This window comes from Methylorubrum rhodesianum, from assembly GCF_014199985.1.
Taxonomy (GTDB): domain Bacteria; phylum Pseudomonadota; class Alphaproteobacteria; order Rhizobiales; family Beijerinckiaceae; genus Methylobacterium; species Methylobacterium rhodesianum.
Genome location: NZ_JACHOS010000005.1, coordinates 216,963 through 238,689, shown reverse-complemented (window position 1 = coordinate 238,689; position 21,727 = coordinate 216,963). Strand labels below are relative to the sequence as shown.

Annotated in this window: 18 protein-coding genes and 1 tRNA gene; 12 read left to right on the top strand and 7 right to left on the bottom strand. The window is 68.7% G+C overall.

The annotated features are described in order from the left end of the window. Window positions 1-241 precede the first annotated feature (241 nt). Genes HNR01_RS09595 through HNR01_RS09585 form a run of 3 tightly spaced genes read left to right on the top strand, consistent with a single transcriptional unit; the run spans window position 242 to window position 1,465 of the window. The gene (locus HNR01_RS09595; RefSeq protein WP_017483560.1) at window positions 242-688 is read left to right on the top strand and encodes a DNA-directed RNA polymerase sigma-70 factor; all 447 of its coding nucleotides are present in this window, start codon (window positions 242-244) and stop codon (window positions 686-688) included. A 3-nt stretch (window positions 689-691) separates the two neighbouring features. Beyond that, window positions 692-1,105, top strand: coding sequence for a cupin domain-containing protein (locus tag HNR01_RS09590; RefSeq protein ID WP_183667544.1), 414 nt, complete (start codon window positions 692-694; stop codon window positions 1,103-1,105). Between the two features lie 45 nt (window positions 1,106-1,150). Next, the gene (locus HNR01_RS09585; protein WP_183667543.1) at window positions 1,151-1,465 is read left to right on the top strand and encodes a hypothetical protein; all 315 of its coding nucleotides are present in this window, start codon (window positions 1,151-1,153) and stop codon (window positions 1,463-1,465) included. Window positions 1,466-1,542: 77 nt separating this feature from the next. Here HNR01_RS09585 and HNR01_RS09580 read toward each other — a convergent pair whose 3' ends face one another. Further along, window positions 1,543-2,013, bottom strand: a complete 471-nt coding sequence (locus tag HNR01_RS09580) for an Hsp20 family protein (RefSeq protein ID WP_017483557.1) — start codon at window positions 2,011-2,013, stop codon at window positions 1,543-1,545. Between the two features lie 182 nt (window positions 2,014-2,195). Between HNR01_RS09580 and HNR01_RS09575 the strand changes: the two genes are divergently transcribed. Together HNR01_RS09575 and HNR01_RS09570 are read left to right on the top strand one after the other, a co-directional pair. Then, complete coding sequence (locus HNR01_RS09575) at window positions 2,196-3,188, top strand: alpha/beta fold hydrolase (RefSeq protein ID WP_017483556.1); 993 nt, start codon at window positions 2,196-2,198, stop codon at window positions 3,186-3,188. A gap of 668 nt (window positions 3,189-3,856) precedes the next feature. Next, complete coding sequence (locus tag HNR01_RS09570; RefSeq protein ID WP_183667542.1) at window positions 3,857-6,163, top strand: calcium-binding protein; 2,307 nt, start codon at window positions 3,857-3,859, stop codon at window positions 6,161-6,163. Window positions 6,164-6,263: 100 nt separating this feature from the next. Here the strand turns inward: HNR01_RS09570 and hisN are convergent, their stop codons facing one another. Beyond that, window positions 6,264-7,055: a histidinol-phosphatase gene (gene hisN, locus HNR01_RS09565; RefSeq protein ID WP_017483554.1), complete on the bottom strand. Its 792-nt coding sequence runs from the start codon at window positions 7,053-7,055 to the stop codon at window positions 6,264-6,266. A 309-nt stretch (window positions 7,056-7,364) separates the two neighbouring features. Between hisN and HNR01_RS09560 the strand changes: the two genes are divergently transcribed. After that, on the top strand, window positions 7,365-8,204 hold the full coding sequence (locus tag HNR01_RS09560) for an N-acetylmuramoyl-L-alanine amidase (protein ID WP_183667541.1): 840 nt from the start codon (window positions 7,365-7,367) through the stop codon (window positions 8,202-8,204). A 37-nt stretch (window positions 8,205-8,241) separates the two neighbouring features. On the opposite strand, the gene HNR01_RS09555 is transcribed toward HNR01_RS09560, so the two are convergent. The 3 genes from HNR01_RS09555 to HNR01_RS09545 form a co-directional block, all read right to left on the bottom strand. Then, window positions 8,242-10,275 (bottom strand): AI-2E family transporter, encoded by a 2,034-nt coding sequence (locus HNR01_RS09555; protein ID WP_183667540.1) that lies wholly within the window; start codon window positions 10,273-10,275, stop codon window positions 8,242-8,244. A 187-nt stretch (window positions 10,276-10,462) separates the two neighbouring features. Next, the gene (locus tag HNR01_RS09550; RefSeq protein ID WP_183667539.1) at window positions 10,463-11,266 is read right to left on the bottom strand and encodes a LamB/YcsF family protein; all 804 of its coding nucleotides are present in this window, start codon (window positions 11,264-11,266) and stop codon (window positions 10,463-10,465) included. Next, a complete protein-coding gene (locus HNR01_RS09545) occupies window positions 11,263-11,613 on the bottom strand; it encodes a helix-turn-helix domain-containing protein (RefSeq protein ID WP_183667538.1) in 351 nt (116 codons plus the stop codon). The genes HNR01_RS09550 and HNR01_RS09545 overlap by 4 nt, the downstream gene beginning before the upstream one ends. Before the next feature lie 717 nt (window positions 11,614-12,330). Here HNR01_RS09545 and HNR01_RS09540 point away from each other — a divergent pair. Next, window positions 12,331-12,398 (top strand) — tRNA-Ser (locus HNR01_RS09540). Between the two features lie 433 nt (window positions 12,399-12,831). Further along, window positions 12,832-14,394, top strand: a complete 1,563-nt coding sequence (locus HNR01_RS09535; RefSeq protein WP_183667537.1) for an RtcB family protein — start codon at window positions 12,832-12,834, stop codon at window positions 14,392-14,394. A gap of 104 nt (window positions 14,395-14,498) precedes the next feature. Here HNR01_RS09535 and HNR01_RS09530 read toward each other — a convergent pair whose 3' ends face one another. Continuing rightward, complete coding sequence (locus tag HNR01_RS09530) at window positions 14,499-15,797, bottom strand: nicotinate phosphoribosyltransferase (RefSeq protein ID WP_183667536.1); 1,299 nt, start codon at window positions 15,795-15,797, stop codon at window positions 14,499-14,501. 158 nt (window positions 15,798-15,955) lie between these two features. Then, window positions 15,956-16,459, bottom strand: a complete 504-nt coding sequence (locus HNR01_RS09525; RefSeq protein ID WP_017483546.1) for a pyridoxamine 5'-phosphate oxidase family protein — start codon at window positions 16,457-16,459, stop codon at window positions 15,956-15,958. 119 nt (window positions 16,460-16,578) lie between these two features. Between HNR01_RS09525 and HNR01_RS09520 the strand changes: the two genes are divergently transcribed. From HNR01_RS09520 to gyrA, 4 genes are all read left to right on the top strand, one after another. Then, window positions 16,579-16,851, top strand: coding sequence for a hypothetical protein (locus HNR01_RS09520; RefSeq protein ID WP_183667535.1), 273 nt, complete (start codon window positions 16,579-16,581; stop codon window positions 16,849-16,851). 90 nt (window positions 16,852-16,941) lie between these two features. Then, complete coding sequence (locus tag HNR01_RS09515) at window positions 16,942-18,111, top strand: Mrp/NBP35 family ATP-binding protein (RefSeq protein WP_183667534.1); 1,170 nt, start codon at window positions 16,942-16,944, stop codon at window positions 18,109-18,111. Beyond that, window positions 18,108-18,740: a molybdenum cofactor guanylyltransferase MobA gene (mobA, locus tag HNR01_RS09510; protein ID WP_183667533.1), complete on the top strand. Its 633-nt coding sequence runs from the start codon at window positions 18,108-18,110 to the stop codon at window positions 18,738-18,740. The genes HNR01_RS09515 and mobA overlap by 4 nt, the downstream gene beginning before the upstream one ends. Window positions 18,741-18,967: 227 nt before the next feature. Further along, complete coding sequence (gyrA, locus tag HNR01_RS09505) at window positions 18,968-21,688, top strand: DNA gyrase subunit A (RefSeq protein ID WP_183667532.1); 2,721 nt, start codon at window positions 18,968-18,970, stop codon at window positions 21,686-21,688. Window positions 21,689-21,727 lie beyond the last annotated feature (39 nt).

Here is a 21,727-nt window from a genome sequence, read left to right as displayed (position 1 = left end):
CGTTTCCGCACGATAGGTTGGTGCGCGGTGTAACCGACGGGTCGACACTCTGCCAACACGCCGACTCGCCGCGGCGTCGGGCGGGGCAGGACGGGCGATTTGCGGTGGACGGGACATCGCGTCGGCTTGCGCCTTCGACCACGCGCGCGTCTCCTGATCGGCGCCCCGGAGCGTAGGCAACCTGGGGCATGGGCAGGGCGTTTCCCCGTCGGATGTCCGCCCCCCGGACGAGGAGCCGGTCATGGCGACGCTGAAGGAATTCGAGGAGGCTCTGCGCGAGCACGGCATGCACATGGCGCTCGCCCTGCTCGAGCGCTTGCGCGAGCGCGACCGGCAGACCCGCACCATCCGCCCGGCCCGGCGCATCACCGGCCAGAAGATGACGCCCGACCTCGCCCGCGCGATCCTGGAGCTGCACGCCTCCACCGGCATGACTCAGCAGGAGATCGCCTTCAAGGTCGGGGTGAACCAGGGCCGCGTCAACGAGGTGATCAAGCGCGGCAAGTGGCTCGACGACGATCCGCATGCCCCCGAGGCGGTGGCCCGCGACAGGGCGAAGGCCCGCATGCGCGCCGACCCCAAACCGCAACCGAGGCCGCGCACGAAGCCCCTCCCCCGCAAGGACGCGCCGCGCGCGGCGAAGAGGCCGGCTGCACCTCAGGGGCAACTCGCCTTCGGAGACCTGTAGGCGATGGCCGGGGCGGGTGAGAGGCTCTGCCGGCTGGTGCAGCCCGGCGACGCCTTCATCGGCAAGCAGGGGTTGTCCTACGCGCCCGGCATCTCGGCGGAGACGGCGGGCGCGACCGGCATCCACCTGCAGATGGTGACGATCCCGCCCGGCGCGCGGGCCAAGGCGCATAAGCACGAGGGCCACGAGACCGCGATCTACGCGCTCACGGGCACCTCCTGCACCTGGTGGGGAGAGCGACTGGAGCATCACACCGAGCTGAAGCCCGGCGCGTATTTCTACATCCCGGCCGGCGTGCCGCACCTGCCCTACAATCCGAGTCCGAGCGAGCCCTGCACGGCAATCATCGCCCGCACCGATCCGAACGAGCAGGAGAGCGTGGTCCTGCTGCCGGAACTCGACGGGATACATCCGTGATCGGCGCTGTTGAGGAAGCAGACGTCTCCGCGCCGGATCCTCTTCATGCGACGCCTCCTCTCGCGATCCGCCCTCGTCGCCGCGGCCGTGCTCATCGCCGGTACCGGCGCTGCCCTGGCGCAGCGCCCCTCCACCACGAACATGACCTGTGCTCAGGCCCGCGCGGTGATCCATCGCGAGGGCGCGGCGGTGCTCGGCACCGGTGGGCAGACCTACGACCGCTTCGTGCGCGACCGTTCGTTCTGCGAGGCGACGGAGATCGGGCGGCGCGCCTTCGTACCGACCCGCGACACGCCCGGCTGCTTCATCGGTTTCACCTGTTACGAGCCGAGCTACAACGACCGCTTCGGGGATTTCTGAGCGCCCCATACGAGAACGCCCCGGCCACGAGGGCCGGGGCGTTTTCCATCCGGGTCGCCGGCCTTGCGGCCGGACGGTTAGGCGGCCTGCTGGACCGAGCCCTCGATCACCGGCTGGCTCGACGGCCGGCTCGCGATCTCGATGCGGCGCGGCTTCTTCGCCTCCGGGACCTCGCGAACGAGATCGACGTGGAGGAGGCCGTTCTCAAGCACGGCGCCGGTCACCTGCACGTGGTCGGCGAGCTGGAAGCGGCGCTCGAAGGCGCGGGCGGCGATACCCTGGTAGAGAACCTCGGAAGACTTGCCCTCGGCGGCCTTGCGCTCGCCCTTGATGGTGAGGGCGTTCTCCTTCACCTCGATCGACAGGTCGGCCTCGGTGAAGCCGGCCACCGCGACGGTGACACGGTAGACGTTCTCACCCGTGCGCTCGATGTTGTAGGGCGGATAGGTCGGAGCAGCCTCGGCGCTCACGAAACCGTCGAGAGCCGCAAAAAGGCGGTCGAAGCCGACGGTGGAACGGTACAGGGGAGCCAGATCGAACTGACGCATCACATATCCTCCAGACGAAGCAACATGCTCTGTGTATTCAGGTCCGCCCGTGGGCCGGACCGTCGCGCCGCCGTCTCGGCCGGCGCTACCGTGATATTGGTGGGAGCCAAAAACCGCGCAAGGGTCTGTTTGCGAGGTTTTTGCGTGAGCTTGAGCGAAAATTTTTCCGGGACGCGTCGGCCGTGCTGAATCTGAGACCCACCCCCGGCAACCCGGTGCCGCCCGGCGCCCGGCTCGTGCCGGTCGAGACCGATGACGGCGTAACGTTGCGGGCCGCGACGTGGCAGCCGACGACGCGCGGCGTGAAGGGCACGGTCTGCCTGCTCCAGGGCCGGGCCGAGTTCATCGAGAAATATTACGAGACGATCGCCGACCTGCGCGCCCGCGGCTTCTGCGTCGTCGCCTTCGACTGGCGTGGGCAGGGTGATTCCGGACGGCAGGTCCGCGATGCCCACAAGGGCCATGTCCGCCACTTCGACGATTACCGCCTCGATCTCAAGGCGATCACCGAGACGGTGCTCGTGCCGATGATGCCCGAGCCGTATTTCGGGCTCGCCCATTCCATGGGCGGCGCGGTGGCGCTGACGGGATCGGCCGAGGGCTGGCTGCCGTTCCGGCGGCTCGTCACCGTCGCGCCGATGCTGTCGATCCGCATGGTGCGCTGGCCGGCGGCGGTCTCGCTGCTCGCGCGCGGACTGCACCGGCTCGGCCTCGGGCGCTGCTACGTGCCCTCCGGCAGCAAGGTCTCGATCGCCACCAAGCCGTTCCCCGGCAACCGCCTCTCCACCGATCCGGTGCGCTACGCCCGCAACGCGGCCGCCGCCCGCGAGGTCGGCGCCGGCGCGGTCGGCGATCCGACGATCGCCTGGCTCGCCTCCGCCTTTCGCGCCATGCGCCGGCTGGAAGATCCGGCGCTGATCCGGCGGATCCGCACGCCCTGCCTCATCATCGGGGCCGGAGCCGATCCCGTCTGCGGCACGCCGACGATCGAGCGCTTCGTCGCCCGGCTCAAGACCGGGCACCTGATCGTGCTGCCGGGTGCCCGCCACGAGATCCTCACCGAGTGCGACGCGATCCGCACCGATTTCTGGGCCGCCTTCGACGCCTTCATTCCGGGCCACGGCTCCCAGGCTGCCGCCGAGCGGACCCTGTCTGAGCCCGCCCTCCCCGGCTGAGGCGCCGGACCGGCCTGAGAGCGTTCGCCGGACGCGCGCGCTGAACGCGGCGCCGCCGATCCCCTTCGCGCCTCATACGCAGCGCCCGCCGCGCCAGGGATGGAAATGGCCGGTAGCGGGCGACTCCCGAGGGGCGCTCCGGTCCGATGCGACCGCCCCGGATCGAAGCGGAATGCCGTCTCGGCGGTCGGCCTGCCTCGATCAATGCATCTTCTTGCCGGTATTCGATCCGAGCAATCGTGCGCAAATTTTCTGTGCCAGAAGACGCCGCATACTGAGAATAAAGTTCGACACTATGCGTAATTTTAGTGGCGTGATCATTTGAATGCTCGCTGAAAAAAATTTTATCACGCGACCGATCGTTTCGGACAAGCGGATGTCCCTGATGATCGATGACTGTTGCAGTGAAATTTCCTCGGATGCGCTCGTCCTGTCGCGGACGAGCTTGCTCGCGCCGATCCGCAAAAATCCAGCATATGTTAAGATAAAACTTTAATCCGCTTCTCAATATTCGAAGAGCAGATTGATAATAGCTCTCGGTTGCGAAGGCTTGGTCAGATGAGCCGAGCGATTGACTGATAAATCCTGAACTTGAAGTTGTCGACCTCGGCCGGTGAATGGACATGCCGGCGGCGGATCGAAGTCCAGATTAATGGAAAGATTGATCGATGGCGAAAATCTCTGTCTTTTGGGCAAACGGCTACTCGCCTTGGCTCGCCGGTTGGCAGGCCGACGTGATCCTTGCGACGGCTCAAGGCGCGGCCGACGGCTGGGCCAAGTACATTCAAGGCGACAGCACGATCGATATCGCCCTCGCGATCGGCAATATCGGCAGCGGCGGCATCCTCGCCAACGCCGGACCCACCTACGCCTGGAATGGAGGCGGGTGGGACTATGCCACCATCCTCAAGGCCCGCGAGGGCTATGACGGGAACGGCAGCAAGCCCGACGGTGACCTCACGCTCGCCGATTATAGTTACCGCGGCTGGTTCTACGATCCGGCGGGTGTTGCAGGTGTTCCCGGCGACCGGATCGACGCCTTCTCGGTGATGCAGCACGAGCTCGGCCACGCGCTCGGCTTTCTCGATTTCCAGGCCGCGACGGATGCCGGCGGGGGCTTCGTCTTCAACGGCGAGAATACGCGGACGGTTCTCGGTGGCGCGAGCCCGCTCGATTGGGGTCGGGCGCATGTCGGGTTCGACGGGGATCTGATGGGCGCCTCGATCTCCTCGGGTGTGCGCAAGGGCATCTCGGACCTCGACCTCGCCATGCTCCAGGACCGGGGCATGCCGATCGCGACCGAGCGTGCCGACAAGATCTGGCTCGGCAACCGCAGCGACACCTTCTACGCCTACGGCGGCAACGACTGGATCGACGGCGGTGCGGGCGACGACAGGCTCTTCGGCGGCGCGGGCGACGACGTTCTCATCGGCGGACCCGGAAACGACGCGCTGGATGGCGGCGACGGCATCGACAAGGCCGTGTTCGCAGGCCGGAGCCAGGACTACGTCGTCCTCTACGACGCGAGCACCTCCACCGGCCCGCTCGCCGTCAAGCATCTCCCCTCGGGCAGCGTCGATACGCTGACCTCGATCGAATCCTTGAGCTTCGACGATACGGTGCTCGGCACGGCCGGTCTTCTCGCCCACCTGCAGGGGCGCTTCGGCACCGTGAAGGCCGGCGGCGCGACCTACGCGATGGCCCTCAACGCCGCCGCCGACGAAGCCTACCGCCCCGACATTCCCGACATCGACGGCGCGTTCAGCGTCACCGCGCGGGTGCGGTTCGATGATCTCGCGGGCGGCAACTATCAGCGCGTCTTCGACACCGGCAACGGCCCCGACAGCGACAACATCTGGCTCGGGCAGGTCGGCAATGGGCGCGACATGGCCTTCGAGATCCTCGACGGCGCGGTCAAGCACCGCATCACCGCCAAGGACGCGATCACGCAGGGCGTGGAGGCGCGCTGGACCGCCGGCGTCGACGAGAAGGGATGGATGTCGCTCTACAAGGACGGCGCGCTCGTCGCCGAGGGTCAGGGCACCGTGCCGCGCGACGTGACGCGGGCGAAGGAGTTCGTCGGGCACTCCAACTGGGCGCAGGATACGGCGCTGGTCGGCAACGTCTACGACCTGACCTTCAAGGACGACCTGCCCGACATCCACGGGGCCTTCACCGCCAGCGCGACGGTTCGGTTCGACGACATCGATGCCGGTGCGTGGCAGCGGGTCTTCGACCTCGGCAACGGAGCGAACGCCGACAACGTCTTCCTCGGACAGATCGGCACCTCCAGCGACATGCAGTTCACGATTGTGAACGGCGACAAGTCCGCCTCCATCGTTGCGAAAGGCGCGATCGTGGAGGGCCAGAAGGCGACCTGGACGACCAGCGTCGACGACACCGGCTGGATGCGCCTGTTCAAGGACGGAGCGCTCCTGAGCGAGGGACAGGGCATCGTCCCCAAGGACGTCGCGCGGGTCAACGAGTTCGTCGGCAAGTCGAATTGGGGGGCGGACAAGCCGCTGGTCGGCGAGGTGACCCACGTGACGATCACGCCGTTCAAGGGCATCCCGGAGATCGACGGCGCTTTCAAAATGTTCGCCGAGGTTCGCTTCGACGATCTCAGCCACGGCAGCTATCAGCGCGTGTTCGACACCGGCAATGGCCGCGACAGCGACAACATCTGGCTCGGCCAGGTCGGCAACGGCGATGACATGGCGTTCGAGATCCTGACGGGCGCCACCAAGCACCGGATCACGGCGGCGGACGCGATCGTCGAGGGGGAGATGGCGAAATGGCAGGCCAGCGTGGACGAGGCCGGCTACATGCGCCTGCTCAAGAACGAGAAGGTCGTCGCCGAGGGGCAGGGGGCGGTTCCGCTTGACGTCCTGCGCACGAGCGACCTGGTCGGCCATTCCAACTGGTCCTGGGATACCGCGCTGGCCGGACAGGTGAAGGATCTGATCTTCGCCTGATCCGGAGCCCCATCGCCGCGGCGGACCGCGCCTCGGCGATGGGTGTTTGCGGGAGAAGGGGACCTCTCCGGCATGGCCGCGCCACCGGAGCGAGCCGTGTCTACGGATTGAGCAGCCTCAGGGCGGCCTCGTGCAGCCGGCGGTCGCCCGCCGCCACGATCCGGCCGCCGCCGGTGGCCGGTCCGCCGTCCCAGCCCGTCACGACCCCGCCCGCGCCCTCGACGATGGGGATCAGCGCGACGATGTCGTAGGGCTTGAGGCCCGCCTCGACCACGAGGTCGATTTGGCCCGCCGCCAGCATGCAGTAGGCGTAGCAGTCGGCGCCGTAGCGCGACATCTTCACCTGCGCCTCGATCGCGCGGAAGCGCTCCGCCTCCTCGCCGTCGGCGAACAGGCGCGGATCGGTGGTGGCGAGAATGGCGTCGCCGAGCGCCTCGCTGCGGCGGCTGTGCAGGCGACGTTCGCCCCGGGGGCTGCGCACGCTCGCGGTCTTGCCGTCGCCGAGGAAGCGCTCGCCGAGATAGGGCTGGTGCATCAGGCCGCGCACCGCCGCGCCGTGATGGGTGAGCCCGATCAAGGTGCCCCAGGTCGGCAGGCCGCTGATGAAGGCGCGGGTGCCGTCGATCGGGTCGAGCACCCAGACGCATTCCGCGTCCGCACGCTCTGAGCCGAACTCCTCGCCGAGGATGCCGTGGCTGGGAAGCCGGTCCTTGATCATCCGGCGCATCACGGTCTCCGCCGCGCGGTCCGCCTCGGTGACCGGATCGAAGGCGCGGCCGGTTCCGTGGGACTTGTCGTCCAGGCCGAAATGCGCCCGGAAGAACGGCAGGATCGCCGCCCCGGATTGGGTGGCGAGGTCTTCCATGAATTGGGCGAGATCGACGACGCTCATCGAGGGGCAGTCTCCCGTTGATGGACTGAGACGAAGACGTCGGCGGAGGGCGCCGTCAAGCCGGCCCTGCGATTTCCGTTCGCATCCCGTGCCCGCCGGGGTGGGCGCTCCCTCCCCGCTTGCGGTGAGACCGAGGCGGATAGTCTTGCCCCGTCAGGTTTCGCGGGCATCGGACGACCTGCCGGATGGCCGGTGGCAGTGATTGCTGTTGTCACTTGTGTAGAATCATGAGAGCATAAGTCTGATTATTGATTCGATCGAATCCGATAAAAGTTTCTATTGTTCGTGTCCATGGTCCGGGAGGATTTCATGTACAAAATTCGTTCACATAAGCTCGCTGTCGGACAGGCTGGAGTCGACTTCGTCGCTTCGCCGAATGCAGGCGGTGCGCTCGATCCGAAGTTTCTCGTCATTCACTTCACGGCCAGCGGGCCGAGTTCGGATATCGCGAAGTACTTCTCGAACCGGCAGGCGAAGGTGTCCGCGCACGTGGTCGTGCGCCGCGACGGAACGGTGATCCAGTGCGTTCCCTTCAACGTGGTCGCTTGGCACGCGGGCCAGAGCAGTTGGACGGCCAAGGACGGTCAGCGCTACACCGGCCTCAACCGCAGCGCGATCGGTATCGAGATCGAGAATTGGGGGCCGCTCTCGAAGTCCGGATCGGGCTGGGTCTCGTGGACGGGCAGCGCGGTCGATGCCAGCAAGGTCGTCGAGGCTCGCCACAAGAACGGTGGTCCGGTGCGCGGCTGGGAGACCTATACCGACGCGCAGATCCACGCCACGATCGACGTGGCGCAGGCCGTCTGCTCCCATTACGACCTGACCGAGATCATCGGCCACGACGACATCTCGCCCGGCCGCAAGACCGATCCCGGTCCGGCCTGGGACATGTCGATGTTCAAGGCGAAGGTGTTCGGACGGGAGGAGGAGGGACCCGAGGTCTTCGCCGTGCGCTCGCCCACAGGCCTGAATATCCGGTCCGAGCCCCGGGCCTCGGCACCGCCGCTGCGGCCGGTTCCGCTGGCGGACGGCACCCGGGTGATGATCCATGAGCGCGAGGGAAACTGGCGCTTCGTCTCGGTGCTCAACGAGGCCGGACTGCCCGATTTCTCGGGTTGGGTCCACGGAAGCTACCTGACGGAAGTCTGATCCGCCCGATCCGGTCGGTCCCCGGCGCCCTCGCCCGCTAGACGGGTTCGGGCAGCGCTTGCCGCGGCGGCACCGCCGCCTCCTGGCGCTGCGGCTGCTGCGGCGCGTCGTTGCGCGCGATGGCGAGGATCGTCTCGATCAGGTCGCGCAGCGAGGTGACGTGATCGTCGGCCCCGAGCTTGGCCCGCTGCGCCTCGTCGGAGAGAATCGGCTCGTCGAGGCGCCACAGCCCGGCGACGATCGGCACGGCATCGATCTTCTGGCGCAGCCGCGAGACGAGGCGGCGCAGATGGGTCGGCTCGCCGGAGAGGGCCAGCGAGATCACGCAGACCGCCTGGGCCGGACCGGGCTCCCATGCTCCGATGCGCACCCGCGCGACCTCGGCGAAGGGCACCTGCCGCGTGCCGAAGCCGCGCTTGCGCAGGAGCTGGTCGGCAATGGCCGTCGCCGCCCCGTCGAGGAAGCCGCGACCGGAGACGAGCAGCACCGCGCCGTCCCGGCGCCACGGCTCGGGCAGGTCGTCCGGATCGGGCTCGGGGATCGGGTCGCTCTTGCAGGCGCTCTCCCCGTCGCGCGATCCGTCCGGGATCAGGCGGGTGGGTTTGGAGGCCGGATCGGGCACCGCGTCCTCGCGCTCCTCCAGATCCTCCACCAGCGCGGTGATCGAGGCGCGGATCTCGTCCTTCTGGTCGGGCGTCAGCACGCCCCGCGCGGCGTCGCGGGCGGCGAGCTCGAGACCCTTCAGCACGACGTCGTCGTAATAGGCCGAGAGCGAGCATTCCCGCAGGATCAGCTCGGCATGCTCCTGCGCCTCCTCCGGGTCGTCGGCGAGCATGCGCTGGTAGAAGTTCTCGACCGGGGTCAGCGCCGGGCGGTTGCTGAACAGCACGTCGAGGAATTCGAGCCGGTCGACGTGGCGTCCGAGCACCACGAGGCAGACGGTGAGCGGCGTCGAGAGCAGGAGCCCGACCGGTCCCCACAGCCAGGTCCAGAACAGAGCCGAGACCAGCACGGAGAACGGCGAGAGGCCGGTGGAGTGGCCGTAGACCAGCGGCTCGACGACATGCCCGACGATGGGCTCGACGATGGCGAAGAGCAGGAAGGTCGCCAGCACCATGCTCCAGCCCGGATCGACCGCGGCCGCGAGCGCGATCGGCAGCACCGCCGACAGGACGGCGCCGATATAGGGTATGAAGCGCATGACCAGAGCGAAGATGCCCCACAGCACCGGGCTCGGCACGCCGATGATCCAGAGCCCGACGCCGATGACGATGCCAAAGGCGGTGTTGAGGGCGAGCTGGCCCAGGAAGTAGCGCGAGAGCCGCCGCGCCGCGTCGTCCATGGCGACCGTGGTGCGGTGGAGGTCGCTTGAGCCGGCGAGCCGGATCAGGCGGTCGCGCAGGTCCTCCCGCTGCATCAGGATGAACAGGAGGACGACGATGACGATGCCGGCGGTGGCCAGGGGCTGCGCCACCGGCGAGAGCACGGTGGTGGCGAGTTCGAGCGGGCTCGGGCGGCGCTCCTCCACCTGCACGACCAGGGGCTTGGCCGGTTCCGGCTCGGCCTTGCGGGCGGCCTGCTCGCGCAAGGATCGCTCCTTGGCGCGCTCGGCGCTCTCCTTGCTTTCCTCGCCGCTCTGGTGGATCGCCCGGTTGATGTTGGCGATGTAGTCCATCGTCTGGCCGAGGGAGCCGTTGCGAAGCCCCTCGATCTTGCGCTCGACGGTGCGCTGGTAGCGCGGCACGTCCTGGGCGAGTTCGGCGACCTGGACGCCGATCACGGTGGAGAGCGCGGCGATCAGGCCCGCGGCAAACAGCACCGAGACGAGCACCGCCACCGCCCGCCCCAGCCGCAGCCGGCGCAGGAAATTGACCAGCGGGCCCAGCACGAAGGACAGGAGCACCGCGATGGCGATGGGGATCAGCACCTCGCGCGCGAGAAACAGGCCGGCGACGATGATCGCGAACACGACGAGGGAGGAGGCGAGCGGACCTTTGGGCGTCTCGGCCGCGGCGACCCGCGTCGGGCGTGGCGGCACGATGAAGCCCTCACCGGGGGATACGCGCTTCATGTCAGGCCGAACTTCCTTCTCACGCCACGCTTCGTGCCGACCCGCCGGATCGCGCCGCAAGGCGGGCCCTCATCCTGCTCGAGGGCCGGGGGCGGCACAGCCGTCGGTGCCCGGAGGCACTTGAACTCAAGAAACCGTGAGGAGGCCGAAATCGATCCCTGAAACTTTGCCGTAACAGGGCGGTCGGTCAGGAGCCCGGGCAGGTCTTCGCGAAGGAGCCGGCGGAAGAATCGGCGAAGGGCCGGAGGCTAAAACCCGCGAACTCCAACGCCATGCGCACGGCTCGTGCCATGGCTATAGCCTCCGGGTTGTCGCCGTGGACGCAGACGGTGTCGACCGTAACCGGAATGCGTCGCCCTCCGATTGTGAAGACCGCACCCTCCCCGACCATGCGGGCGACGCGCGCGGCGGCTTCCTCCGCCGCGTGGATCACGGCGCCCGGCGAGCCGCGGGGGGCGAGCCCGCCGTCCTCGGCATAGGCGCGGTCGGCGTAGATCTCCCGCACGAGGGTCAGCCCGGCGCGCGCGCCGGCCCGCTCGGCGGCGAGCCCCGGCATCACGACCAGGACGAGGCTCGGATCGACCCCGGCCACGGCCCGGGCGAGGGCGTCGGCGACCGCCTCGTCCTCGTTCGAGAGGTTGGCGAGGGCGCCGTGCGCCTTGACGTGGGTGACGCGGGCGCCCGCCAGCGCGGCGCAGGCCTGGAGCGCGCCGATCTGATAGGCGATGTCGCGCTCGATTCGCCGCGGACTCTCCTGAATCCGGTTCCGGCCGAAGCCGCGCAGGTCGAAGAACCCCGGATGGGCGCCGATGGCCACGCCGCGCACCCGCGCCGCCGCCGCCGTCTCGACCATGATGTCGGGGTCACCCGCGTGGAAGCCGCAGGCGACGTTGGCCGAGGTGACGATGTCGAGGAGCGCGGCATCGTCGCCGAGCTGCCAGGGGCCGAATCCCTCGCCGAGATCGGCGTTGAGATCGATGCGGGCGCTCACGTGTCGGCCCGCATGGAACGCGACGTCTTCTCTTGCTGCTTCTCCTGCTGCGGCCCTCGCTTCCTCTGCCGCGACGCGGGTCGGTCCGGACGCGCCGCCGCATCGGTCCGCGGCCGCATCACCACACCGAAACCCTCGTCCGCGTCGCCGATGAAGCGGATGCCCTCGCCTTCGAGCACCGAGCGGATCGCGTCCAGGGTCTTGGCGCGCGGGGCGACCTGATCGCTCTCGATCATGTTCAGCGTCACCACCGAGACCGCCGCGCGATGGGCCAGAACCCCTTGCGTCCACTTGAGGAGGCCGCGGCCGGCGCGGATCTGGGCGGGGGTGATGGTGGCTGAGAGCATGGACCGCAGATGAGTGAAGCTGAAAGAATTTTCAAGTTTCCGGTTGACGCATCCGCGGCACAACCGTAAGCACGGGTCCATCGGCTCAGCCGGGCCGGAGACCGAGCGTTATCTCCTTACCCGCACGGGAAAGCTTCCGCTCGTTCGCACCCATGCCCGGCTCGAGACCTTGAAAAGCATCACCGGCGCGGGCCGGTGGGCATCGGTTATCACCTTGTCCCGTGAAGCCCCGATCGCCCGTTTTCACGTCCGCGTCCCCATTGGCCCCGCCTCGACGGAGCAAGGCATGACATACGACGACCACAGCGTCGCCGCTTGCGCCCGTCCAGGGTCCGAGAGGCTATGGTCGATGCGATCGAATCCGGTCGCAGCAGATCCGGTCGGCCGCGCGGGCCGATAGCGGACGGTTATCTCAGGGAGTCGAACGCCTGACGCCCCTGGGCGAAGGGCTCGGTTGTCCGCAAGGACATCCCCGTCCGCACCCCCATGCCCGCGTGGCCGCCGCTCCGGCGCGGCCATCCAATCCCCATTCCCCATCCCGGCGGCCCCTGCGGGCCGGACGGGGCCGGTTATCGGTAGAGCGCCGCGGCCATGCCGTGGAGGTCGCGGATTCGCGTTCCGCCGGGCATCACGCCCGTAGCTCAGCGAACCCGTCCCCGACTGCCCACGACCGCAGGGCCCTGCGCGGCCAAGTTGTAGGAAAATTATCAAAGACGCGCGGGCCGAAGAGGAAAGGTTATCATTTTTCATGAGGTGGTCGCGGGTTCGAGCCCCGCCGGGCCGCAAGGCCCGTAGCTCAGTCCGGATAGAGCGCCCCTTTCCTCAACCCCACGACCGCGCCCCTCGCAAGCCGGACACCCGTCCGGCCGCGGGCTCAGACTGACAAGACATTCGGCCGTGCGGGCCGATGGAGACAGGTGATCGTCGGCCGAGAGGACGGGTTCGAATTCCACGGGCCGCGAGGTCCGATGCCCGGGTGGCGGACGGGCGACGCACGCCGCGCGAGCGGACCTCCTGTCTCCCTTCCACGCCCGCACGGCCGATGACGGCACAAACGAATTCGGCCGCGCGGGCCGGATTGCGAGGGTGATAAGGTCCTTGGGTTCGAATCCCGGGCGCCGCGAGGCGTCGGAATCCCTCGCACGATTCATGACCGCGCGGCCGCCACGAGCCTCGGGGCGAAAAGCCAAGAACGCTCCGCGGAGAAAGGAGCGAGCGATGTTGAACCATGGAAAGCTGTTCTCGCTCCGGCGCACCACGCAGTCGGAGCCCCTGCCCCGCACCGTGCCGAATTCGGCCGGCGGCCACGCCTTCGCAATCAGCGACTGGGCGCGGCTCGACCGCTTCCTGGTGCTGGGTTCGGAGAGCGGCTCCTACTACGCGGGCGAGCGGGCGCTGACCCGGGAGAACGCGGTCGCGGTGATGCGCTGCCTCGGTGAGGACGGCCCGCGGGCGGTGGCCATCGCCAACGCGATGTGCCTCGAGGGCGCCGACGATGCGGCGATCCAGGCGCATCTCGCCACCCTCGACCCCGCCTCCCACGCGATCGCGATGCGGACCAACGGGCGCACGTTCGGCGTCTTCCTCGACGCCGAGACGGAGGCCGAGCGGGCGAACGCGGCCGCCGTGATCGCGCACATGGATGCGCTCATGCGGGTGCCGACCATCGTGAAGGGCGCGGTGATGCCGGATGCCTGCCCCTCGGGTTTTGCCGAGGGCACGATCCCCGTGGGCGGCGCGGTCGCCTGCGCGGACGCGATTCATCCGGGCTTCCACTCGGCCGATATCTGCTGCTCGGTGGCGATCACCGTGTTTCGCCGGGGCGACGACCCGAAGCGGGTGCTCGATGCCGTGCAGGCGGTGACGCATTTCGGACCGGGCGGGCGGAAGGGCGTGATTGCGCCGCCGGACGCGGTGATGGCGGGCGTGGCGGGCAACCGCTTCCTCGCCGCGTTCGCGGGGCTCGCGGTCGGCCACTTCGCGAGCCAGGGCGACGGCAACCACTTCGCCTCTGTCGGGCACCTCGCCTCGACCGGGCAGGTGGCGCTCGTCACCCATCACGGCTCGCGCGGGCTCGGCGCCCAGCTCTACAAGAAGGGCATGGCCGCCGCGCGCCGCCACACGGCGATCGTTGCCCCGCGGGTTCCGGCCCACAACGCCTGGATCCGAGCGGAGTCCGACGACGGCCGGGCCTATTGGGAGGCGCTGCAGATCGTGCGGGACTGGACCAAGGCGAGCCACTACGCACTCCACGACTTCGTGGCGCGCAAGACGGGCAACGCCGTCGCGGACCGGTTCTGGAACGAGCACAACTTCGTCTTCCGCCGCGACGACGGGCTCTACTACCACGGCAAGGGGGCGACCCCGTCATGGCAGGGGTTCTCGGCCGACGATGACGGGCGCACGCTGATCCCGCTCAACATGGCCGAGCCGATCCTGATCGCCCGCCACCGCGACCACGCGGCGTCGCTGGGCTTCGCCCCGCACGGGGCGGGCCGCAACATGAGCCGCAAGGCGTTCCTGCGGGAGAACGCGCCCGCTCTGCCCGAGGGCATCGACGTGCGCTTCTTCTGCGGCACGCCCGACCTGTCGGAGCTGCCGGGCGCCTACAAGGACGCGGGCAGCGTGCGCGCCCAGATCGCCAAGTACGATCTGGCCGAGGTCGTCGACCGGGTGGAGCCCTACGGCTGCATCATGGCCGGCGACTGGGAGGCCGACGCGCCGTGGAAGCGCAAGGCGGCGGCGAAGCGGGCGGCAAAGGCGGCTGTGGAGGGGACGTGAGGGCCGCGCCGGGTGATCGCATCCGGTCGCGCGGAGGCTCCCTCTTCCCGCGTGCGGGGGAGAGGGAGCATTCCAGGCCTCGATAGAACCATCCTGAAACAGCCTCACACCACCACGGCCATCGCCGCCTGCGCGCCCACGCCAAACACCCGCTTGTAGCGCTCCACCTCCGCCGCCGGCCCCTGCGCCTTGCTCGGGTTGTCGGAGATCTTGACCGTCGGACGCCCCTCGGCCTCCGTCACCTTGCAGACCACCGAGATCGGGTCGAGGCGCCCGTCCGGCACGAGTCCGCGGAAATCGTTGGTCAGCCGCGTGCCCCAGCCGTAGCCGATGCGCATGCGGCCATGGAAATGGGCGTGAATGGCCTCGATGTCGTCGATGTCGAGCCCGTCGGAGAAGATCGCGAGCTTTTCGCGCGGGTCGCAGCCGCGCGATCGCCAGAAGGCCAGGGCCTCCTCGCCGCCCGCGATCGGCTCCTTCGAGTCGATGCGGATGCCGGTCCAGGCGGTGAGCCAGTCGGGGGCGTTCGCGAGGAAGCCGGTGGTGCCGTAGGTGTCGGGCAGGGCCACTAGGAGGTTGCCGGCATAGTCCTGCTGCCAATCGGCGAGCACGGCGTAGGGCGCCTGGGCCAGCGCCTCATCGTCGTCGCCGGCGAGCGCGGCGTAGACCATCGGCAGTTCGTGTGCGTTGGTGCCCACCGCTTCGACCTCGCGGCGCATGGCGATCAGGCAGTTCGAGGTGCCGAGGAAGGCCCGCTCGCCCAAGCCCTCGCTCATCGCCTGCACGCACCAGTCCTGCCACAGGAAGCCGTGGCGCCGCCGCGTGCCGAAATCGGCGATGGAGAGATCGGGCAGGCGCTTCAGCCGCTCGATCTTCTCCCAGACCCGGGTCATGGCGCGGGCATAGAGCACCTGAAGCTCGAACTTGCCCATGCCGCGCAGCACCGCGCGCGAGCGCAGCTCGTTGAGGATCGCCAGCGCCGGCACCTCCCACATCGTGGTCTCGACCCAGGGGCCGTGGAAGCTGAGCGCCACCTGTCCGTCGCGGACCTCCAGCTCGTAGTCCGGCAGCCGGAATGTCTCGAACCACGCCATGAACTCGGAGGAGAGGATCTGGCGGCGGCCGTAGAAGGTGTTGCCGCGAAGCCAAGTGGATTCGCCCCGGCTCAGGCGCACCGTGCGGGCGTGGTCGAGCTGCGCCCGCAGCTCTCCGAGGTCGATCTCGTCGGCCACCCGCACGCTCGTCGTGCGGTTCTGGATCCCGAAGCTGACCCGCAGGTCGCAGTGACGGCGGAAGATCATCTGCGCCATCAGCAACTTGTAGAAATCCGTATCGAGCAGGGAGCGCACGATCGGGTCGATGCGGAAATTGTGGTCGTAGACCCGCTTCGCGAGGTCGATCATGGGCCGTCCGTGTTCGGGAAGTGTCGCCCGAGCTTGGGACGGATCGCCCCGGCGATCAACGCCGACGGGTCGGGGCTCCCATGACAAAAAAGGCGCTCCCGCCGGGAACGGGAGCGCCGAACGTCACGCGGTGGGCGCGGGGCCCAGCGACACCAGGATCAGGCGAGATTGACCTTCTTGGTCTCCGTCTTGGGGCTCTCGCCCGTGAGCGAGGCCTTCACGTAGCCGTAGAGGTGGACCATCGTGGAGGACGGGCTGTCCCAGTACTCGCCCTGCTCGGGATGGATGCGGATCAGGCCGACCTCGGGATCGTTCTTCCCGTTGGGGAACCACGTCTTGAGGCTCTCCTGCCACTTCTCGTCGATGAGCTTCTGGTCGCGGATCACCTCGGCCTTGCCGGCGATCGAGACGTAGGTCTGGCTCGACGGGTCCGAATAGGCCAGGTTCACTTGGTTGTCGCGGCTGATCTCGGCGGTCTTCGGGCTGTGCAGCTTGGTGAAGAACCAGATGTCGCCGTTCTCGTCGATCTCGTTGTTCCACATCGGACGGCTGTTCAGTGTGCCGTTCTGGTCGGCGGTGGTCAGCATCGCGACCTTGACGTCCTTGGTCAGCTCGAAGAGCTTCTTCGCGCCCTCGTGGTCGCGATGGTTGCCCTGGTGCATGGCGATCCGTTCTCCGAATGTCGTCAATGGTGTGAGCCGGGCGGAAACGGCCGCCCGGCGATTGCCTCGACAACGAGCGAGGCCGGTCTTGGTTCAGGCGTCCCGTCGGGAGGGGGTGGATGAGGCTTGCATGGCTGGCAGCGCTGTTGATGGCCCTTGCGGTGCCGGCCTCCGCGGCGGTGCGGTTCGGCCCCGGCGTGCGCATCGGCGGCCACGATTTCTCGAATCGACGCTACCGCAGCGTCCATATCGAGCGGGTGAAGCGGCTGCGCGGCCCCGTCGGCTGCCGGCACGTGCGCCGCGGCGTCTACCGGCGGGGCGACGGCTCGGTGGTGCGCGGGCCCATGGAGGAATGCAACCTGATCGCCATCCCGCCGGGACGGCGGCGTTGAGGAGCGGTCACGGGCTGGTGTTTCCCGCGTGGCTGGTTAGATGAACGGGAGCGGCATGGGCCGCCCCTATGGCCCGATGGAGTTCGAGTTTTGGCGATCACGCGCGACGATGTGCTCAAGGCGCTCTCGACCGTGACGGTCGATCGCGGCGGCACGACTCTGCCCGCCTCCGGTCGCCTCTCTCAGGTGGTGATCGATCCGGGCAACCGGGTGATGTTCTCGATCCTGATCGATCCGAGCGAGGCCGAGCGCTTCGAGCCGGTCCGCCGCGAGGCGGAGGGCCGCGTGCTGGCCCTGCCCGGCGTGTCGAGCGTGCTGGCGAGCCTCACCGCGGAGCGCGGAGCCTCCGGCCCGGCTCCGGGCGCGCCGCGCCAATCCGGCGGCCCGGTCGCTCCGCCCCGTCCGGGCAGCGCGCCGGGGAATGCCCAAGGGAACGCTCAAGGGAACGCCCAGGGGAACGCTCTGCCCGGCGTGCGCCACATCGTGGCGGTGGCCTCGGGCAAGGGCGGCGTCGGCAAGTCCACCACGGCCTGCAACCTCGCCCTCGCGCTGAGCGCTCAGGGCCTGCGGGTCGGCCTTCTCGATGCCGACATCTACGGCCCCTCGGTGCCGAAGCTCCTGGGGCTCTCCGGCAAGCCGCGGGTGATCGAGGGCAAGACCCTGGAGCCGCTGCAGGCCTACGGGCTGAAGGCGATGTCGATCGGCCTGCTGATCGAGCCGGAATCGGCGATGATCTGGCGCGGGCCGATGGTGCAGTCGGCCATCACCCAGATGCTGCGCGACGTGGCCTGGGGCGCGCTCGACGTGCTCGTGGTCGACATGCCCCCCGGCACGGGCGACGCGCAGCTGACCATGGCCCAGGCGACGCCGCTCTCGGGCGCCGTGATCGTCTCGACGCCACAGGATCTGGCGCTGATCGACGCCCGCCGCGGCGTGACCATGTTCCGCAAGGTCTCCGTGCCGATCCTCGGCGTGATCGAGAACATGGCGACCTTCATCTGCCCGAATTGCGGCCATGCCTCTGCGATCTTCGGCCATGGCGGCGCCCGCCACGAGGCCGAGCGCCTGGAGGTGCCCTTCCTCGGCGAGATCCCGCTGACCATGGCGATCCGCGAGACCTCGGATGCCGGCCGCCCCGTGGTCGCGACCGATCCCGACGGACCGCAGGCCAAGGTCTACAGCGAGATCGCCCGGAAGCTCTGGGGCAATCTCACCGGCGCGCCCGCCGGCCGGGCGGCGCCGAAGATCGTCATCGAGTGAGTCCGCCAGTCCTCGGGGCGGGCACTTTAGGCCTCATTCTGGCCGGCGGCCTGTCTCGGCGGATGGGCGGGGGCGACAAGCCTCTGCTCCGGCTCGCGGGACGCACCCTGCTGGAGCGCGTCGCCGAGCGCCTCCAGCCGCAATGCCCGGGCGGTCTCGCGCTCAGCGCCAACGGCGACCCGTCCCGCTTCCGCGACGTCTTTCCGGGCGAGGTCCTGCCGGATTCCGTTCCGGGGCATCCGGGGCCGCTGGCCGGCATCCTCGCCGGGATGGAGGCCGCCGCCGTCCTGCCCGGCGTCACGCATCTCGCCAGCGTGCCGGGCGATGCGCCGTTTCTGCCCCACGACTTCGTGGCGCGCCTCGCCGCCGCCGCTGCGGCGGAGGGGAAGCCGATCGCGCTCGCGGCGTCCGGAGAGCGGCGCCACTTCACCAGCGCCCTCTGGCCGGTGGCTTTGCGCGACGACCTGCGTGACTGGATCGCGCGCGGCGAGCGGCGGGTCGGCGGGTTCATCGAGCGGCACGGGGCGGCGGTCGCGGCCTGGCCGGTGGAGCCGGTCGATCCCTTTCTCAACCTCAATGCACCGGAGGATCTGGCCGCCGCCGAGGCGGTGCTGGCGCGGCTTTCCTGAGAGGCTGGCAAAGCGCCGCTGGCGGGGGCGCCGATGTTGTGCCGGAGCCCTGGAATTCATATTTAAGTAACTGAAACGACGGCCTTTGGTCGGCCATGGTGCGTCCCGCTTCCACCCTCATCGCGAGAGGCCTCCCGTGATGAGGGTGGAAGCGGGATCGGCGACCGGATCGGGGCTTCGATGCCTCTGAGCCCGGCCTGAACGAACAGAAGATCGAGAGAACGACGTTGGCAGACGACAAGGACGACTCCGGCACGCCGCCGCCCGCGACCGACATCAAACCCGTCTCCATCACCGACGAGATGCGCCGCTCCTATCTCGATTACGCCATGAGCGTCATCGTGAGCCGGGCGCTGCCCGATGCCCGCGACGGCCTCAAGCCGGTGCACCGGCGCATCCTCTACTCGGCCTTCGAGTCGGGGCACCTGCCGGAGCGCAAATACGTCAAGTCGGCCCGCATCGTCGGCGACGTGATCGGTAAGTACCATCCCCACGGCGACCAATCGATCTACGACGCCTTGGTCCGCATGGCGCAGGACTTCTCCATGCGCCTGATGCTCATCGACGGGCAGGGCAATTTCGGCTCGGTCGACGGCGATCCCGCCGCGGCCATGCGCTACACCGAATCGAGGCTCGCCAAGCCCGCCGTCGCGCTGCTGACCGACATCGACAAGAACACCGTCGATTTCAGGCCCAACTACGACGAGGCCCACGAGGAGCCGACGGTTCTCCCCGCCCGCTTCCCGAATCTGCTGGTCAACGGCGCGGGCGGCATCGCGGTCGGCATGGCCACCAACATCCCGCCGCACAATCTCGGCGAATTGGTCGATGCCTGCGTCGCGCTGATCGACGATCCGGGCCTGACCATCGAGGCGCTCAACGAGATCGTCCCCGGCCCCGACTTCCCCACCGGCGGCATGATCCTCGGCCGGGCCGGCACCCGGCAGGCCTACACCACCGGCCGCGGCTCGATCATCATGCGCGCCCGCTCGCACGTGGAGGAGCTGCGCAAGGAGCGCGAGGCGCTGATCTTCACCGAGATCCCGTATCAGGTGAACAAGGCGACGCTGATCGAGAAGATCGCCGAGCTGGTGAAGGACAAGCGCATCGAGGGCATCTCGGACCTGCGCGACGAATCCGACCGCGACGGCATGCGCATCGTCGTCGAGATCAAGCGCGACGCCATGGCCGACGTCGTCCTGAACCAGCTCTACCGTTACACTCCGCTCCAGACCTCGTTCGGCGCCAACATGGTGGCGCTCAACGGCGGCCGGCCGGAGCTGATGAACCTGAAGGACCTGCTCCAGGCCTTCAACGACTTCCGCGAGGAGGTCGTCTCCCGGCGCACCAAGTTCCTGCTCAACAAGGCGCGCGAGCGCGCCCACGTGTTGTGCGGTCTGGCCATCGCGGTGGCCAACATCGACGAGGTGATCCGCCTGATCCGCACCTCGCCGGACCCGAACACCGCCCGCGAGGCGTTGATGGCCCGCGACTGGCCGGCCCACGACATCGCTCCGCTGATCGCGCTCGTGGACGATCCGCGCCACCGCGTCGCCGACGACGGCACCTACCGCCTGTCGGAGACCCAGGCCCGCGCCATCCTCGACCTTCGCCTCCAGCGCCTGACCGCGCTCGGCCGCGACGAGATCGGCGACGAGCTGAAGAAGCTCGCCGACGAGATCGCCGATTATCTCGACATCCTGCGCTCCCGCGCCCGCATCCAGGCGATCGTCAAGGACGAGCTGGCCGAGGTGCGCGAGCTGTTCGCCACCCCGCGCAAGACCGAGATCATCGATTCCGACTTCAGCGTCGAGGACGAGGATCTGATCGCCCGCGAGGACATGGTCGTGACCGTGTCCCATGCCGGCTACGTCAAGCGGGTGCCGCTCTCGACCTACCGGTCGCAGAAGCGCGGCGGCAAGGGCCGGACCGGCATGGCCACCCGCGACGAGGATTTCGTCACGCGGCTGTTCGTGGCCAACACGCACACGCCGGTGCTGTTCTTCTCCGACCAGGGCCAAGCCTACAAGGAGAAGGTCTGGCGCCTGCCGGTGGCCGCCCCGAACGCCCGGGGCAAGGCGCTGGTCAACATCCTGCACCTGCAGAACGAGGGCGAGCGCATCACCACGATCATGCCGCTGCCCGAGGACGAGGCGTCCTGGGAGACGCTCGACGTGATGTTCGCCACCGCCTCCGGCAATGTCCGTCGCAACAAGCTGTCGGACTTCGTCCAGGTCAACCGCAACGGCAAGATCGCGATGAAGCTCGATCCGGGCGACCACATCGTCCATGTCGAGATCTGCCGGCCCGACCAGAACGTGCTGCTCACCACGGCGCTTGGTCAGTGCATCCGCTTCCCCGTCGAGGACGTGCGCGTGTTCAAGGGCCGCGACTCGACCGGCGTGCGCGGGATCAACTTGGGCAAGGACGACACCGTCATCTCGATGGCGATCCTCAACGCCTTCGACGCCTCGCCCGAGGAGCGCGCCGGCTATCTGAAGATGCGCCGCGCCGTGATCGGCGAGGCCGAGGCCGAGGGCGATGCACCGGAGGCCGAGGAGGTGACCGCCGAGGCGGCGATCTCGCAGGAGCGCTACACCGAGATGAGCGCGCACGAACAATTCGTGCTGACGCTGTCCGAGCGGGGCTTCGGCAAGCGCTCGTCCTCCTACGAGTACCGCACCTCGGGCCGCGGCGGCAAAGGCATCACCGCGATGCGGGTCAATGCCCGCAACGGCAATCTCGTCGCCTCCTTCCCCGTCGAGGCCTCGGACCAGATCATGCTGGTCACCAATGCCGGCCAGCTCATCCGCGTGCCGGTGGACGACATCCGCATCGTCGGCCGCGCCTCGCAGGGCGTGACGGTGTTCAACACCGACAAGGCCGAGCGCGTCGTCTCGGTGGAGCATATCGAGGGCGAGGAGGAGAACGGCGAGGACGAGGCCTGAGGCCTGCTCTCGTCATCCCGGGGCCGCGCAGCGGAACCA